This is a genomic window from Rhodoferax sp. EU05-FHT12H12, from assembly GCF_058791215.1.
Genome location: NZ_JBYTDI010000003.1, coordinates 473,080 through 488,020 on the forward strand (window position 1 = coordinate 473,080; position 14,941 = coordinate 488,020).

The following is a 14,941-nucleotide window of genomic DNA, read 5'->3' on the forward strand; positions in this document are numbered from 1 at the left end:
ATGTTGAAGATCAATAACGTCAACCAGTATTACGGCGGCTCCCACATCCTGCGTGATGTGAGTCTGGAGGCCGAAATCGGCAAGGTCACGGTCATCCTGGGGCGCAATGGTGTGGGCAAGACCACGCTGCTCAAGTCCATGATGGGCCTGGTGCCCATCAAGTCCGGCAGCATCGAGTTTGATGGCAAACCCATCCAGAAGCTCACGCCCTACGAGCGCGCCCGCCTGGGGCTGGGCTTTGTGCCGCAGGGTCGCGAGATTTTTGCGCGCCTCACGGTGGAAGAGAACTTGCGCATGGGCCTAGCCTACAAGAGCGCGGGCACGCCGATTCCGCCCGAGCTGTTCGAGCTCTTCCCCGTGCTGAAGCAGATGCTGAACCGGCGCGGCGGTGATTTGTCAGGCGGGCAGCAGCAGCAGCTCGCCATTGCGCGGGCGCTTGCGGCGGGCCCCAAGGTGTTGATTCTGGACGAGCCCACCGAAGGCATCCAGCCCAGCATCATCAAGGACATCGGCCGCGTGATCCGCATGCTGGCCGACCGCGGCACCATGGCCATCGTGCTGGTGGAGCAGTACTACGACTTTGCCCAGGAGCTGGCCGACCAGTACGTGGTGATGGAGCGTGGTGCGGTGCTGGCGCGCGGCATGGGCCAGAACATGGAGATCGATGGCGTGCGTGGCCTGGTCGCGATTTAAGCCGCAGCCGGGGCGCCGGTCTCGGCGGCCGCCCGTTTGCCGGTGCGCAGCGCCAAGCCACCGGCCTGCCGTTTTTGCTCGCCCAGTGAAGCCCGGCTGACCGTGGGGCCACACAGGCTTCGCAGCTCCTCCACGGTGGCCGCGAGGCTCGCCGCTTCCTGCACTTTGGCTGCGTGTTTTTGCAGCAACTGGTAGGCGTTGTCCACCAGGCGGGCATTGAGGGTTTCGCGGCCATGCAAGATCAGGTTTTTGACCGCCGCCGTGGGGTTGCCGGACATGCTCAGCGACATGGCGGTTTCTGCATATTCCAGCACCTGCGTTTGTGCGCTGCGAATGGTGTCTGCATAAGGCGGGTAGGCGCCGGCACTGGAGGCCAGCAGCTCCGTGAGCGACCGGTTGCTGCAAAAACGCTTGGCCAGGGTGCCGACAGTAGATTCCACCTCGTTGAGCTGGATGGCTTTGTTCGACAGCTGGGCCAACAAGGCCACCAGATTGCAGGCAGATTCGAAATCGAATTGGGGGTCACGCACGGTTTTGGCCATGTCGCGCACGGTCTCCACGGCGCGGGCAAACTGGTGCTGCTGGATCAGATTCAACGCAGCCACAATGTCGGCCAGACGTTGCAAACGGGCGTTGTCCGGGGCTTTGTCGATCAAGCGCAGAAAGTCGTCGTGGCAGCGTTGCAGGCCCTTGCGGTCAGCCAACTCCAGCCGGACAAAGGCCAGCAGCACCAAGGTCTGCGCGTCAAACATCTTGGACTCGAGCCCCAGGCGCACCGTCTTGTCCAGCAACTGTTCGGCTTCTTCATGGTCACCCGCGTAGTAGGTCATCATGGCCAGGTTTTGCAGGCGGCTGATGGAGGCCGGCGTCAGTGTGGCGGCCATTTTGTAGGTCTCCAGCGCCTTGTCAAAGCGCCCCAGCTCAAAGTGGGCACGTCCCATCACGTCGTAGGCATCGGCGTAGCTGGGGTCCTCGCTGATCAATCGCTCCAGCGTGCTGGTGGCCTGGTTGATCTGTCCGGATTCGAGCAGCGAGCGTGCCACACCCAGCTTGGCCCAGGGAAGGGTCTTGGCCTCCACCACCGCCTTGTACAGGGTTTGCGCATCGGCGCAGCGGCCTATCCGCAGCAGCAGCTCGGCGCCCACCCGCGCGGCATAGAGCCAGAACATGCCTTTGCTTTCAAAGCGGTCCATGCACAGCTTGGCCGCGTCCTCAAAACGCTCGTCTTCAATGGCGCTGAAGATCTCTTGCAAGGACACCTTGCGGATGCGTGCGGCGACCAGCCGATCCCCGAGTTGGGTTGCCTTGTGCGGCTTGAGCATGTAGCCGTCCAGCGCGGATTCGGCGGCCTCGGCCACCTTGGCGTAGGTGGCTTCACCCGTGATCATGATGAAGACGGTGGAAAAAGGCAGCAGCTGGTTGCGGCGCAGGTCGTCCAGCAGGTCCTGGCCCGAGGTGTTGTCGGTAGAAAAGTGCTGCTCGCACAGCACAAAGTCAAAGGTTTTGAACTCCAGTTGCCGGCGGGCATCCGCGGGGCGCGCCGCCTGGGCCACCGAAGCCACACCAAAATCCCGCAGCTGCGACACCAAAATCGAGCGCGAGGTGGGGTTGCCGTCCACAACCAGGGCGGAGCAGGCGGAGAAGTCGTTTTCGAGCGCAGCCATCAGGTGTCCTGCCGGGCGCCCTGCGAAGAGGGCGGGGGTCTATCGATGGCGCATTATGGGCGCTGCGCTACAAAAAAGGTAGCCGTTTACATCGCCCAGATGCGTGGGTCGGCTGCGTCCAGCGCCCACTGTTGGGTGCGCCAGGCCCGCCGCACGCTGCGCAGCAGCTGCATGGCCGGTTCCACATGCGGTGCCAGCACGCGCAGCACCACCAGTTGGGGGTGCGGGCTGGTCACGCCCGCGGTGCCCGCCAGCGCATGGTCTTGCAGGCAGGCGCGGGCGCTGTCCAGTAGCGCTTCCTTGCGTTCGCGCGGCAGCGGACTGCCGGCGGCAAAAAATAGCGTGGACAGGCAGCGCTGCCCGGCCATGCCGGTGGGGCTGTTGAGCAAGCGCTGGTCTTGCCCATCGATCAGTCCACGCTCCAGCCAGACCCCGGGAATCTCGATGTGCTGCTCCAACTGCCCCTGGGTGAATGGCAAGTGGGCCATGGGCAGGCCCAGCACCGTGGTGTCCCAGCCCAGGCATTCTGCCCCCGGCGCCAGCTCCAGGCGCAGCTGGTTGCGGGCCTGGCAGGCGTCGTAACAAATGGCCTCCAGCGGCAGCCACTCCAGCCGGGCGCCAGCCTCCAGGCTCAGCCGGGTGGTCTGGGTCGCCCAGGGGCCGTCAGAGCGGTAAAAACGCGTCGCACCGGGCGTGGTGATCAGCCCGTGCGCACCGGCCCCCGCGTGTACGCGCAGGTCCAGCGTGTCGCCCCCCACCAGGCCACCGGGCGGGTGCACCAGCACGTTGTGGCAAATCCCTTCCCCCTCGGGGTACAGGCTTTGCAAGATGCGCAGCGGGCCACTGTGCTGGTGGCGTGCCACGCAGCGGTCGGCTTCCACGCGGTAATTCAGGTCTAACTGGGCGTGCCACACCATGGGGATTTGTCTGCCGAGGCGTGGGCCTCAGTGTTTCCAGAAGTTCAGGTGCAAGGCGGCAATCGCTTCTTCCACCGCAGGCACGGGGCCAATCACCTGTACCTGTTTTTGGCCTGCTGCCAGCACGGTGCGGCTGGGCAGGTCCATGGTGGGGTTTTCGGTGTGGTTGCCAGTCAGCGCCAGCAGGCGCCGTTCGGTCATGCCAAACACCAGGGTGCCAATGTTGGCCCAGTACTGGGTGCCCGCGCACATGGCGCAAGGCTCCACCGTGGTCACCAGCGTGCAATCCCAAAGGAATTCAGGTGTGAAATTGGTGGCCGCGGTACGCGCCAAGGTGGACTCGGCATGGTTCACCGTGTCCACATTGCCTTGCTCGGCCAGCACCGTTTCGCCATCGGGCGCCACCAAGATGGCGCCAAACGGGTGTTTGCCCAGGCCGATGGCGCGCTCGGCCACCGCATTGGCGCGCAACAGGTGGCGCTCTATCTGCTCTGGAGACATCAAGAGTTCTGAGAGCCGCGGTGCGCCCAACCGGTGGTGTGTTTTTCAATCGCGCTGAACAGCTCGTACATCACCATGGCCATCGCGCCCACCACCACCAGGCCGGCAAACGCCAGGCCCATCTGCATGGCCGAACCGGCGCTGATCAGCAGGTAACCAATGCCTTCGTTGGCGGCCGTCATCTCGGACACGGTGGTGCCCACAAAGGCCAGCGTAATGGCCACTTTGAGCGAGCCATAGAAGTAGGGCATGGAGCGGGGCAGGCCGACCTTCATCAGCACGTCCCAGCGCTTGGCGCCCAGCACGCGCAACACGTCTTCCAGCTCGGGCTCCAGCGTGGCCAGGCCGGTCGCAATGTTGACCATGATGGGGAAGAAACTGATGAGAAATGCCGTGAGGATGGCAGGGCCCACGCCGATGCCAAACCACACCACGAGGATGGGCACAAAGGCCGCCTTGGGCAGCGCGTTGAAGGCTGTCATGAGCGGGTAGACCGCGGCATAGGCCAGGCGCGAGCTGCCAATCACAAAGCCCAGCAACACGCCCACCACAATGGCAATGCCAAAGCCCGCCATGGTGACCCAGAAGGTGCGCCAAGCGTGGCCCGCGATGATGCCCTTGAACTCCCAGAACTGGGTCCAGATGCGCCAGGGGCTGGGGAAGATGAACTCGGAAACCTCAAAGGCCGCGCACAGGATTTGCCAGACCAGGATGACCGCTACCAGCAAGATCCAGGGCGACCATATTTCCACTTGTTTTTTGTTCATGGCCGGGCCTTATTGGTTGATGGTGGCGCCGGTCTTGCGCATGGCACCGATGTGCCCGCGCAGCTCGTGCACGATGTCGGTGAACTCTTTGGTGTAGGTGATCTCCAGCTCGCGCGGGCGCGGCAGTTCAATCTCCTTCTTCACCACAAAGCGGCCCGGGCTCTTGCTCATCACGTACACCGTGTCGGCCAGAAATACCGATTCGCGCAGGTCGTGTGTGACCAGGATCACGTTGAACTGCTGCTCGGTCCACAGGTCGCGCAAGATGCACCACAACTCTTCACGTGTGAAAGCATCCAGCGCGCCAAAGGGCTCGTCCAGCAGCAGCATCTTGGGCTCGTGGATCAGCGCGCGGCAGATGCTGGCGCGTTGCTGCATGCCGCCCGAGAGCTGCCAGGGGAACTTGTCTTCGTAACCGGCCAGGCCCACCTTCTGCAGGAGCTTGCGCGCGCGTTCTTCGTATTCCTTGCGCTTTTGTTTGAACGTAGAGCGGAAGGGCTCCACGATCTCCAGCGGCAAGAGCACGTTGTCCACCGTGGTGCGCCAGGGCAGCAACGATGGCGCCTGAAACGCCATGCCCGAGATTTTGAGCGGCCCGGTCACCGGCTGGTTGTCGATCAGGATCTTGCCCATGGACGGCATCTTCAGGCCGGTGGTGAGCTTCATGAAGGTGGACTTGCCGCAGCCCGAAGGGCCCACGATGGCGATGAACTCGCCCTTGCGCACCTTCAGGTCAATGGCCTCGACGGCAAAGTGGTTCTGCTTGAGCAGCTCTTCGTTGTAGGCCAGCCAGACATCCTGAAAATCGACAAACCAGGGGGACGCGGGTGCATGCATGGTTTACTTCTTGGGCAATACGTCGAGCACGGCCTTGGCGGGCAGGTAGCTGCCGTTCCACACCACATCGGGGTTCACGCGGCTCTTGGTGTTGAAGGCGTCGGACACCTGCGATGCCATCAGCGACAGGCGCGGGCCGTTGACCTGGCCAAACCCTTCGGCACGTGCGTTGGCGCTGTTGATGACGGTGTCGATGGCCAGCTTCAGGCGGCGGGTTTCAAGTTCGGCGTTGATGATGCCGTCACGCGCCTTCACGTCGCCAATGGCGGCCGCGGGGTTGCCAATCACGTCTTTCATGCCCTTGGCAAATGCTGCCAAAAAGGCTTTCACCGCCGCGGGGTTTTCTTTCAGAATCTTGGGCGAGGCAATGATGGCATTGCCATACAGCTTCACGCCAAAGTCGGGGTAGGGCAACACCACCACGTCTTCGGCTTTTACACCGCGCGCTTCCAGGTTGAGCAGCGAGGTGAAGGTGAAGCCGGTGATCGCGTCGATGTCGCCACGTGCCAACATGGTTTCACGCAGCGGGGGGTCCATCGCAGTCCACTGCACGCCGCTGATGGCGTTGGCCTTGGCGAAGATGGGGAAGGCGCGGCGGCCCGCGTCAAACACGGGGGCGCCCAGCTTCTTGCCATTCAGGTCGGCGGGGGTCTTGATGCCGCTCTTTTTGAGCGCCATGACCGAGGCCGGCGTGTCGTTGTAAACCATCATGATGGCTACGGGCTTGTTGGGTGCATCCGCGTTGTTGGCGTGGAATTCCATCAGCGCGGCCATATCGGCAAAACCCATGTCGTAGGCGCCAGACGCCACACGGGTCACCGTGCCGCCCGAGCCGTTGCCCGCGTCAATGGTCACGTCCAGCTTGGCATCCTTGAAGTAGCCCTTGGCTGCGGGGGTCAAAAACAAGGCGGCAGGGCCTTCAAAACGCCAGTCCAGCTGAAACTTGATGGGCGTGGTCTGGGCCAAGGCAGAACCGGCTGCCACGGTGGCAGCAGCGAAGGCGATGGCGTGGAGAAACTGGCGCTTTTTCATGGAAAGTCCTTCAAGGTGTACAGATGGAACAGGTGAAGCAAGAAAAATGCCCAATCTTGGGGCGTTTCGTCAAAGCTCAGGGCTTCAGCAAATCCAGTAGTGTTCTTGCTACCACTTTGGTAGCGCGACGCAAATCGTCCAGGCTCACGCGTTCATCGGCGCGCTTGGCGTGCGACTCCAGCACCGTGCGCGGGCCCGCGCCGTAGATGACGCCGGGGATGCCGCGCTCAGAAAACAGGCGCACATCGGTATAGAGCGGTGTGCCCATGGCGGGGATGGGTTCGCCAAACACCGCTTCGCCGTGTTTTTGCAGCGCATCCACCAAAGGCTTGTTGCCCGCCAGCGGGCGCATGGAGTTGGCCAGCAGCAGGCGCTTGATATCCACCGTGATGCCGGGCACTTGGGCTGCCGCATCGGCAATCACCTTGCGGATGGAGGCTTCCACTTCGGCGGGGTTTTCTTCCGGGATCATGCGGCGGTCCAGCTTGAAGACCACTTTGCCGGGGACCACGTTGGTGTTGGTGCCGCCTTCAATACGGCCCACGTTCAGGTAGGGGTGGTTGATGCCGTCCACATCCGACGTGACCTGTTTGTAGAGCGTGTTTTGGGCATACAGCGCGTTGAGGATGTGCACTGCGCCTTGCAGTGCGTCCACACCACTTTCGGGAATGGCGGCGTGCGCCATCTTGCCGTGTACCGTCACTTCCATTTGCAGGCAGCCGTTGTGCGCGGTGATGACCTGGTACGAAAAGCCTGCCGCCAGCAGCAGGTCGGGCTTGGTGAGGCCTTTTTCCAGCAACCAGCCGGGGCCGAGTTCGCCGCCAAATTCTTCGTCGTAGGTGAACAGCAGTTCCACGCCGCCCTTGAGCGGCAGGCCCAGCGATTCGAGCGCGCGCACCGCAAAGGTGTAGCTGGAGAAATCGCTCTTGCTCACCGCAGTGGCGCGGCCGTACATGTTGCCGTCGGCAATCTCGCCACCATAGGGGTCATGGGTCCAGCCTTCGCCAGGGGGCACCACGTCGCCGTGGGCATTCAGGCCGATGGTGATGCCACCGGCAGCGTAAGGGCGGCGCACCACCAGGTTGGTGATGCTTTGCATGCCGGCGGCGTGTACTTCGCTGGCGGGCACGCTGTGTTTTTCGGCCTGCAGGCCCATGGTGGCCAGCAGCTCGGCGGTGCGGTCTGCGTGGGGGGCGTTGTTGCCGGGCGGGGTGTCGGTGGGCACGCGCACCAGTTCTTGCAGAAAGCGCACTTGCTCGTCAAAGTGCGCGTCAATCCAGGCGTCGAGTTGTGGGTAGTGGGTGGTCATGGTGGAGTCAGTTCTGGGCCAGTTGATGCAGCAGGTGGCTGAAGGCATCGACGGCGAGTTGCATGTCGTCGCTGGTGCTGGATTCCAGCGGGTTGTGGCTGATGCCGGAGTTCAGGCCGCGCACAAACAGCATGGCCTGCGGCAGGATGGTGTGCAGCTTCATGGCGTCATGGCCGGCGCCGCTGGGCATGCGGTGCAGGGGCACGCCCAGTGCGGTGACCGCAGCTTCCCAGCGTTGCTGCCATTCGGGCGCGCTGGGAGCGGCGCTGGCCTGCATGGTGCGGGTAAGGCTGTGGTGCAGGCCGCGGCGCTCGCAAATCAGGCGCAGGCCGGTGAGCACTTTCTCTTCCAGTGCATCGCGCTGTGCGTCAGATGGCGCGCGCAAGTCCAGCGAAAACTGGCAGCGCCCCGGCACCACGTTGATGGACCCGTTGGGTACTTGCAGCTGGCCAACTGTCCCTACCGAGTCGCCATCTTGGGCGGCCAGGTGTTCCACCAGCAGCACCAGCTCAGCCACCGCTGCGGCCGCGTCGCGGCGCTGGCCCATGGGCGTGGTGCCGGCGTGGCTGGCCATGCCGACGATCTCGCCCACATAACGCACGCTGGCGTTGATGGAGGTGACCACGCCCAACGGAATGTCCAGCGCATTGAGCACCGGGCCTTGCTCGATGTGCACTTCCACAAAGCCCTGGTAGTCGGCCGCATTGCGGCGGATGGCGGGAATCGCATTTACATCCAGCCCGGCCTTGGCCATGGCGTCGCGCATGGCGATGCCGTCCGCGTCCGTCTGGTCCAGCCAGACGGGGTCAAAGTCGCCGGTGAGCGCGCCCGAGCCCAGAAAGGTGGCCTTGTAGCGCTGGCCCTCTTCCTCGGCAAAGGCCACCACCTCCAGCGCATACGGCAGGCGCTGGCCTTGGGCCTTGAGCGCTTGCACGCAGGCCAGCGGCACGTAGATGCCCAGACGGCCGTCGTACTTGCCGCCGTTGCGTACCGTATCAAAGTGGCTGCCGGTGAGCAGAGTTTTGGATGAAATAGGGATCTGGCGCCCGTCCGATATGCGCGAGTAGCTATCATTTTCATAGCGACCCACCACGTTTCCCACGGCGTCGATGGTGGCACTGTCGCAACCGGCAGCCAGCATGTCGGCCTGGATCTGGCGGGCGCAGGCGAGGTGCGCATCCGTCAGGTAGGTCACGGTAAGTTGGCCCAGCTCGGCGTAGCCGGGGTCGGTGTGCTGGGCCAGTGCCTCCTGCCAGTCCCACACCTGGTGGCCTTGCACCGGCACGTAGCCAAATTTGTCGTTCAGGCGAATCTCGGCAATGCGGTGCACGTTGCGCAGGCACTCAGCCAGTTCAAAGTCCGGGTGGCCTTGTACGCGGCGCTCCAGCGTGGCGATGATCTCGGCTTTGCTCAGACCCGTGCCGCGCGGGCCACGTACCGCCAAGATGAAGGGGAAGCCAAAGCGTGCGTTGTACTGCGCGTTGAGCTGCTGGATCTTGTCGAACTCGGCCGGCGTGCAGTGGGTGAGGCCGGCCTTGCTTTGTTCGTGGCTGCTCTCCGCGGTCAGGCTTTGGTCCACCATGGCCTTGCCGGCCAGTTCGGGGTGGGCGCGCAGCAAGGCCAGCTGCGCATCGCGTCCGCCATTGGCCACCGCTTGCACCATGGCGTGTTTGAGCTGGGCCAGTGAGACAAATGGGCGTTGGGCCAGTGCCGCACGCGCGATCCAGGGCGAGTGTTCGTACAGGCCGTCCAACAGCGCAACGGCTTCATCCAGCGTGGCGTGGTTGAGTGGGTCCAGGGTGATCGGTGTGGCCATGGTGTTCACCCGGCGTAAGGGTGCGTGGCTTTCCAGTGCCGCGCAATGTCAATGCGCCGCGCCACCCACACACGCTCATGCTGGCCGATGTGGTCCAGAAAACGCTGCAGCGCCGTGATGCGGCCCGGGCGGCCCAGCAGGCGGCAGTGCATGCCAATGCTCATCATGCTGGGGCGCTCGTCGCCCTCGGCGTAGAGCGCGTCGAAGGTGTCTTTCAGGTACTGGAAAAACGGGTCCGCATGCGAATAACCCTGGGGCAGGGCAAAGCGCATGTCGTTGCAGTCCAGCGTGTAGGGCACGATGAGCTGGGGCACCAGGCTGCCGTCGGTTTTTTGCACCTTCATCCAGAAGGGCAGGTCGTCGCCGTAGTAGTCGCTGTCGTATTCAAAGCCACCGTAGTCCGCCACCAGGCGGCGCGTGCGCGGGCTGTCGCGGCCGGTGTACCAGCCCAGCGCGCGTTGGCCCGTGAGCTTTTCGATAGCGGCCATGCCCAGTTGCATGTGCTCGCGCTCGGTGGCTTCATCGATGTTCTGGTAGTGGATCCAGCGGTGGCCGTGGCAGGCAATTTCGTGGCCCAGTTCCACCAGGCGGCGCGTCAGCTCGGGGTGGCGCTCCAGCGCCATGCCGACGCCAAACACGGTGAGCGGCAGGCCGCGTTTTTCAAACTCACGCAGGATGCGCCACACACCCGCGCGCGAGCCGTATTCGTAAATGCCTTCCATGCTGATGTGCCGCTCGGGATAGCTGGCGGGGTTGAACATTTCCGACAAGAACTGTTCGGAGCCGGCGTCGCCATGCAGCACGCTGTTTTCGCCGCCTTCTTCGTAATTCAGGACAAACTGCACGGCCACACGGGCCTGGCCGGGCCACTGCGCGTGGGGCACGTGTTCGCCATAACCAATCAGGTCGCGGGGGTAGGGGAGGGTGCTGTCGTAGGTGCTCATGGTGTGGGGGCAGGTGTCAGGGTCAGGGCGGCTTCCACGTGGTGCAGATGCTCATCCATCAGGCGCAGGGCCAGGGGCTCGTCACGCGCCTGGAGCGCATCAACGATGGCCGTGTGTTCTTCGTGCGAATGCGCAGCCGCAGCGCTGGACTGGTACATCAGCGTGATCAGCGCGCAGCGCGAGAGCAGGTCCATCAGCAGCAAGGCCAGTACCTCGTTGCCCATGAGCTGCGCCATGCGGACATGGAAATCGCCCAGCAGCTCGGTGCGGCTGGAGACATCGCCGCGCTGCACGGCTTGTTGCTCTTGGGCAATGTGTTCACGCAGGGCTTTCAGGTGGGAGTCGGTGGCGCTCTGGATGAATGCACGGACCATGCCGGACTCCAGCATGCGGCGCACGGCGAACACCTGGCGGGCTTCAGCCGCAGACGGGGCTGCAACAAATGCCCCCCGTGCGGGTTCCATGCGGATCAACCGGTTTTGCGAGAGCTGGAACAGGGCCTGGCGGATCAGTGTGCGCGAGACGCCAAACTGGTCGGCCAGCTTTTGTTCACCCAACTTGGTGCCCGGTGCCAACCGGTGCTCCACGATGGCCCGGGTGATGGCATCGACGATGAAACTGGTGGTGGTGGGCTCCATGCGGCCATGATACCGAGAATGCCGAAAAGTGTATACACTTTGGATTTTTCAGCAAAAGGGCAGCGCCATGGGCTTGAGCACACATGTACTGGACACCATGCACGGCACGCCTGCTGCGGGCATGGCGGTGGCGCTGTACACCACCCACACCACCCCGCAGGGCGAGACCGCCACGCTGGTGAAACGCTTTGTGCTGAACGCCGATGGCCGCAACCCCGACGGCCCGCTGTACGACAACGCCAGCCTGCGCGTGGGCACCTACCGCTTGGTATTTGAGGTGGCGGGCTACTTCAAGGCCCGCAATGTGGCCTTGCCCACCCCCAACTTTTTGAACCAGGTGAGCCTGGACTTTGGTGTGGCCCATGTGGACCAGCACTACCACGTGCCCCTCCTGGTCAGCCCCTGGAGCTACTCCACGTACCGGGGCTCGTGATCAGAGCTGGCCTTCGGTGAGGGTGTCCAATTGAAAACGTCCGCTTTTGTGCCACAGCCAGGTGTCTGTGTAGGTCACGCGGCCCATGCGCACGGGTGCGGGGAAGGGCGCGGCCGATCGCACGGCGCGCTCGATCTCGGCCATCACCTCGGGCGCATGGCTGGGCGCACGCATCCAGCGGATATCGGTGACCTGGCCCATGCGGTCAATGTCCACCTGCAGCACACCCACGGCGTAGAGCAAGGGCGGCAGCTTGCCCGCATAGATGCGCTGCGTGTTGCGCGAATAGAGGTGGCCGGCTGCATCGCGCCGGTAGTCGCGCGGCGTGGGGGCTTGCGAACGGTGGGCGGGCTCGGGCTGCGGCGGCGGGGCGACAGCCACGGGCGGCGCCACGGGTGCATTGGCGGCGGGTGCGGGCGCGGGCGGTGGGCTCGAGCAGCCCGCCAGGGCCAGCAACAAGCCTCCTACGATGGCCTGTGGCCAGAACGCCGTGTGGCGGTGCGGATGCGAAATACGGTGCATGGTGTGTCTCCGGTCGGTGCGTTGCCGATGAACTGTGGGGCAAATTATGGCCTGCGCCCGTTGTGCTTTGCAGCAAAAGGTATCCGATTGTGAAATGGCTGCCCCAGCTCTTGGTGCAACTGGCCGAGGCCGATGCGGTGCTGGTGCGTGTGCACAGCAGCCGCGGCTCGGTGCCGCGCGAGGCCGGGGCATGGATGGCGGTGTTTGCCGACGCGGTGCTGGGCACCGTGGGCGGTGGGCGGCTGGAGCTGGATGCCATCGCTACAGCCCGCAATCATTTGTTGCAATTGGGTGCCGCGCCTTTTACCCAGCGCTATGCACTGGGCCCCAGCCTGGGCCAGTGTTGTGGCGGCGAGGTGCACTTGCAATTTGAGCGCATCACGGCACAGGACAGCACCGCGGTGTTGCAGCGCTTGCAGCCACCGCGCACGCCGGTGGCCCTGTTTGGCGGCGGCCATGTAGGCCAGGCGCTGGTGGACGTGCTGGGCAACCTGCCCTTTGCGGTGGAGTGGATCGACAGCCGCGATGGCATTTTCCCGGCCGTGGTGCCGGACAACGTGCACTGCGAACACTCCGACCCCGTGCAAGCAGCAGTGGCGGGTCTGGCACCGCAGTCGCGCGTGCTGATCATGAGTTTCAGCCACGCCGAAGACCTGGACATTGTGGCCGCCTGCCTGGCGCGCCAGCGTGCACGGAGCGATCTGCCCTACATCGGCCTGATTGGCAGCCAGACCAAATGGGCGACCTTTCGCCACCGGCTGGAGGCGCGTGGCTTTGGTGCTGACGCGCTGGCCCACATCACCTGTCCCATTGGCGTGCCCGGTATCCACGACAAGCGCCCCGAGGTGATTGCCGTGGCCGTGGCGGCCCAACTCTTGCAAGTGCAAGACCCTGAACCCAAGGCTGCGGCCTGACCTGAATCCTAGGAGAACCATCGCATGGAAAGCTATTTACTCGACTGGGCCAACCTGCTCTTGCGCTGGGTGCACGTCATCACCGCCATCGCCTGGATCGGCTCTTCGTTCTACTTCGTGTTTCTGGACAGCAGCCTCACGCCGCCGGTGGAGGATGACCTGAAGAAACAAGGTGTGAGCGGCGAGCTGTGGGCCGTGCACGGTGGGGGCTTCTACCACCCGGTCAAGTTTGCCGGTGCGCCGCCCAAGCTGCCCGAGAACCTGCACTGGTTTTACTGGGAGAGCTACAGCACCTGGCTCACCGGCTTCGCGCTGTTCACCGTGTCGTATCTGTGGAACGCTGGCACCTACCTGATCGACAAGTCCGTCATGGGCTGGCATCCGCATGCCGCCATTGCCGTGGCGCTGGCGTTTCTGGTGGTGTTCTGGCTGGCGTATGACCAGATTTGCCGCCGCTTCGGGCAGCGCAAAAACGGCGACCTGATCGTGGGCGCAGCGGTGGCGGTGCTGGTGTGCATCGCGTCGTGGCTGGCCTGCCATTGGTTTGCCGGGCGCGCGGCATTCCTGTTGGTGGGGGCGATGATGGCAACCACCATGAGCGCCAACGTGGCGCACTGGATCATTCCGGGCCAGCGCAAGATGGTGGCCAGCATCAAGGCGGGTGAGCCGGTAGACCCGATCCACGGTTGGCGCGGCAAACAGCGCAGTGTGCACAACACCTACTTCACGCTACCCGTGCTGTTTGCCATGCTCAGCAACCACTACAGCTTCACCTACAGCCACCCGCAAAACTGGCTGGTGCTCATCGTCATGATGTTTGCGGGCGCCGCCATTCGCCAGTTCTTTGTGCTGCGCCATGGCTACAAGCTGGGCCGCAACAGCCACCCCTGGCCCTATGCGGCGGCCGGTGTGGTGGCCATCCTCGGCATGCTGGTCTGGCTCAAGCCCGCACCGCCTGCGCAAGGTGCTATTAATTCAGGAGCTTCTGGCGCAGTATCCACGGGCACTGCAGCCCCAATTGGCTATAAAGAATTGCAGCCCATGCTGGCCCAGCGCTGCTACATGTGCCACGGCGAAGCCGTGCAGATGAAAAACGTGCGCCTGGATTCCCCCCAGGCCCTGGCCAGCCACGCCCAAGCCGTGTACCAGCAAGTGGTGGTCACCAAGATCATGCCCATGAACAACGCCACCAACATCACCGACGCCGAGCGCCTGATGGTGAAGCAGTGGTTTGAGGCGGGGGCGAAGACCGATTAGCGGTCGATCTTCGGACTCAGCGCTGCGCCGTCGCCAGCCGCAGCGCCAAGCCCACAAACACCACGCTGGCCACGCGATTGAGTGCGCGCTGGGCGCGCAGTGAGCGTTTGAAGACCTGGCCGAAGCCGGCGGCGAACCAGGCCACGGTGCTGAAGGTGAGCAGCGCGGCCAGCATGAAGACGCCGCCCAGCAGCACGATTTGCAGCGCCATGCTGCCGCGGGCCGGGTCGGCAAATTGGGGCAAAAAGGCCAGGAAGAAAATTGCCACTTTGGGGTTGGTGATGTTCATCATCACGCCGCGCAGGTAGGTTTGCCAGGGCGTCATGGCGGCTTGGGTGGTGGTGTCGGCAATGCCCACCGGTGCGTGCCAGGCGCCCCATGCCAGCCACAGCAGGTAGCCCGCACCCAACAGCTTGAGCGCGGTGAAGGCGGTGGCCGACGCTGCAAACACGGCGGCCAGGCCCAGCGCCACGGCGGCGGTGTGAAACAGCAGGCCGCTGCACAGGCCCAGCACCACCAGCAGGCCGGCGCGGCGGCCATGCACGGCCGAGTGCAGCAGCACAAATACGTTGTCGGGCCCGGGCGAGAGGGCCAGCAGAACGGAGGCGGCAAAAAACGTGAGCGTGGTGTCCAGAGCAAGCATGGCGATACGCCGCAGGCGCGGCAAAGGAGGGCAGGGCCTGCCATCCTAACGCCT

Annotated in this window: 16 protein-coding genes; 4 read left to right on the forward strand and 12 right to left on the reverse strand. The window is 64.0% G+C overall.

The window, feature by feature from the left end; all coding sequences use genetic code 11:
* Positions 1 to 693 carry an urea ABC transporter ATP-binding subunit UrtE gene (gene urtE, locus AC3WS7_RS11700; protein ID WP_492656459.1) on the forward strand — a complete coding sequence of 231 codons (693 nt, stop codon included), beginning with the start codon at positions 1 to 3 and terminating at the stop codon, positions 691 to 693.
* Here urtE and AC3WS7_RS11705 read toward each other — a convergent pair.
* The 10 genes from AC3WS7_RS11705 to AC3WS7_RS11750 form a co-directional block, all read right to left on the reverse strand.
* On the reverse strand, positions 690 to 2,357 hold the full coding sequence (locus AC3WS7_RS11705) for a response regulator (protein WP_296469006.1): 1,668 nt from the start codon (positions 2,355 to 2,357) through the stop codon (positions 690 to 692). The genes urtE and AC3WS7_RS11705 overlap by 4 nt on opposite strands.
* 86 nt (positions 2,358 to 2,443) lie before the next feature.
* Positions 2,444 to 3,274 carry an urease accessory protein UreD gene (locus tag AC3WS7_RS11710; RefSeq protein ID WP_492656460.1) on the reverse strand — a complete coding sequence of 277 codons (831 nt, stop codon included), beginning with the start codon at positions 3,272 to 3,274 and terminating at the stop codon, positions 2,444 to 2,446.
* A 27-nt stretch (positions 3,275 to 3,301) separates the two neighbouring features.
* Positions 3,302 to 3,775: a nucleoside deaminase gene (locus AC3WS7_RS11715; RefSeq protein ID WP_492656461.1), complete on the reverse strand. Its 474-nt coding sequence runs from the start codon at positions 3,773 to 3,775 to the stop codon at positions 3,302 to 3,304.
* Positions 3,775 to 4,542: an ABC transporter permease gene (locus AC3WS7_RS11720; RefSeq protein WP_492656462.1), complete on the reverse strand. Its 768-nt coding sequence runs from the start codon at positions 4,540 to 4,542 to the stop codon at positions 3,775 to 3,777. The genes AC3WS7_RS11715 and AC3WS7_RS11720 overlap by 1 nt, the downstream gene beginning before the upstream one ends.
* A gap of 9 nt (positions 4,543 to 4,551) precedes the next feature.
* Positions 4,552 to 5,379 carry an ABC transporter ATP-binding protein gene (locus AC3WS7_RS11725; protein ID WP_296469014.1) on the reverse strand — a complete coding sequence of 276 codons (828 nt, stop codon included), beginning with the start codon at positions 5,377 to 5,379 and terminating at the stop codon, positions 4,552 to 4,554.
* Between the two features lie 3 nt (positions 5,380 to 5,382).
* Positions 5,383 to 6,411, reverse strand: coding sequence for an ABC transporter substrate-binding protein (locus AC3WS7_RS11730; protein WP_492656463.1), 1,029 nt, complete (start codon positions 6,409 to 6,411; stop codon positions 5,383 to 5,385).
* A 76-nt stretch (positions 6,412 to 6,487) separates the two neighbouring features.
* Complete coding sequence (locus AC3WS7_RS11735; RefSeq protein WP_492656464.1) at positions 6,488 to 7,720, reverse strand: M20 family metallopeptidase; 1,233 nt, start codon at positions 7,718 to 7,720, stop codon at positions 6,488 to 6,490.
* Between the two features lie 7 nt (positions 7,721 to 7,727).
* The gene (gene uraD / locus AC3WS7_RS11740) at positions 7,728 to 9,536 is read right to left on the reverse strand and encodes a 2-oxo-4-hydroxy-4-carboxy-5-ureidoimidazoline decarboxylase (protein ID WP_492656465.1); all 1,809 of its coding nucleotides are present in this window, start codon (positions 9,534 to 9,536) and stop codon (positions 7,728 to 7,730) included.
* Between the two features lie 5 nt (positions 9,537 to 9,541).
* Complete coding sequence (puuE, locus tag AC3WS7_RS11745; RefSeq protein WP_296469022.1) at positions 9,542 to 10,480, reverse strand: allantoinase PuuE; 939 nt, start codon at positions 10,478 to 10,480, stop codon at positions 9,542 to 9,544.
* Positions 10,477 to 11,118, reverse strand: coding sequence for a GntR family transcriptional regulator (locus AC3WS7_RS11750; protein WP_296469024.1), 642 nt, complete (start codon positions 11,116 to 11,118; stop codon positions 10,477 to 10,479). Before AC3WS7_RS11750 ends, puuE begins: the two co-directional genes overlap by 4 nt.
* 67 nt (positions 11,119 to 11,185) lie before the next feature.
* Here AC3WS7_RS11750 and uraH point away from each other — a divergent pair, with 67 nt between their 5' ends.
* Entirely contained in the window at positions 11,186 to 11,551 is a 366-nt protein-coding gene (gene uraH, locus AC3WS7_RS11755; protein ID WP_492656466.1) for a hydroxyisourate hydrolase, read from the forward strand.
* Here uraH and AC3WS7_RS11760 read toward each other — a convergent pair whose 3' ends face one another.
* A complete protein-coding gene (locus AC3WS7_RS11760; RefSeq protein ID WP_296469026.1) occupies positions 11,552 to 12,073 on the reverse strand; it encodes an energy transducer TonB in 522 nt (173 codons plus the stop codon).
* Between the two features lie 89 nt (positions 12,074 to 12,162).
* Between AC3WS7_RS11760 and xdhC the strand changes: the two genes are divergently transcribed.
* A complete protein-coding gene (gene xdhC, locus AC3WS7_RS11765; protein ID WP_492656467.1) occupies positions 12,163 to 12,987 on the forward strand; it encodes a xanthine dehydrogenase accessory protein XdhC in 825 nt (274 codons plus the stop codon).
* A 24-nt stretch (positions 12,988 to 13,011) separates the two neighbouring features.
* Positions 13,012 to 14,244, forward strand: a complete 1,233-nt coding sequence (locus tag AC3WS7_RS11770) for a urate hydroxylase PuuD (protein ID WP_492656468.1) — start codon at positions 13,012 to 13,014, stop codon at positions 14,242 to 14,244.
* A 16-nt stretch (positions 14,245 to 14,260) separates the two neighbouring features.
* Here AC3WS7_RS11770 and AC3WS7_RS11775 read toward each other — a convergent pair whose 3' ends face one another.
* Entirely contained in the window at positions 14,261 to 14,887 is a 627-nt protein-coding gene (locus tag AC3WS7_RS11775; protein WP_492656469.1) for a LysE family translocator, read from the reverse strand.
* Between the last annotated feature and the right edge of the window lie 54 nt (positions 14,888 to 14,941).

What these genes read in the sequence shown, in the direction of transcription:
- urtE (WP_492656459.1), top strand. Translation starts at nt 1, where the DNA reads ATGTTGAAGATCAATAACGTCAACCAGTATTACGGCGGCTCCCACATC.
- AC3WS7_RS11705 (WP_296469006.1), bottom strand. Translation starts at nt 2,357, where the DNA reads ATGGCTGCGCTCGAAAACGACTTCTCCGCCTGCTCCGCCCTGGTTGTG.
- AC3WS7_RS11710 (WP_492656460.1), bottom strand. Translation starts at nt 3,274, where the DNA reads ATGGTGTGGCACGCCCAGTTAGACCTGAATTACCGCGTGGAAGCCGAC.
- AC3WS7_RS11715 (WP_492656461.1), bottom strand. Translation starts at nt 3,775, where the DNA reads ATGTCTCCAGAGCAGATAGAGCGCCACCTGTTGCGCGCCAATGCGGTG.
- AC3WS7_RS11720 (WP_492656462.1), bottom strand. Translation starts at nt 4,542, where the DNA reads ATGAACAAAAAACAAGTGGAAATATGGTCGCCCTGGATCTTGCTGGTA.
- AC3WS7_RS11725 (WP_296469014.1), bottom strand. Translation starts at nt 5,379, where the DNA reads ATGCATGCACCCGCGTCCCCCTGGTTTGTCGATTTTCAGGATGTCTGG.
- AC3WS7_RS11730 (WP_492656463.1), bottom strand. Translation starts at nt 6,411, where the DNA reads ATGAAAAAGCGCCAGTTTCTCCACGCCATCGCCTTCGCTGCTGCCACC.
- AC3WS7_RS11735 (WP_492656464.1), bottom strand. Translation starts at nt 7,720, where the DNA reads ATGACCACCCACTACCCACAACTCGACGCCTGGATTGACGCGCACTTT.
- uraD (WP_492656465.1), bottom strand. Translation starts at nt 9,536, where the DNA reads ATGGCCACACCGATCACCCTGGACCCACTCAACCACGCCACGCTGGAT.
- puuE (WP_296469022.1), bottom strand. Translation starts at nt 10,480, where the DNA reads ATGAGCACCTACGACAGCACCCTCCCCTACCCCCGCGACCTGATTGGT.
- AC3WS7_RS11750 (WP_296469024.1), bottom strand. Translation starts at nt 11,118, where the DNA reads ATGGAGCCCACCACCACCAGTTTCATCGTCGATGCCATCACCCGGGCC.
- uraH (WP_492656466.1), top strand. Translation starts at nt 11,186, where the DNA reads ATGGGCTTGAGCACACATGTACTGGACACCATGCACGGCACGCCTGCT.
- AC3WS7_RS11760 (WP_296469026.1), bottom strand. Translation starts at nt 12,073, where the DNA reads ATGCACCGTATTTCGCATCCGCACCGCCACACGGCGTTCTGGCCACAG.
- AC3WS7_RS11770 (WP_492656468.1), top strand. Translation starts at nt 13,012, where the DNA reads ATGGAAAGCTATTTACTCGACTGGGCCAACCTGCTCTTGCGCTGGGTG.
- AC3WS7_RS11775 (WP_492656469.1), bottom strand. Translation starts at nt 14,887, where the DNA reads ATGCTTGCTCTGGACACCACGCTCACGTTTTTTGCCGCCTCCGTTCTG.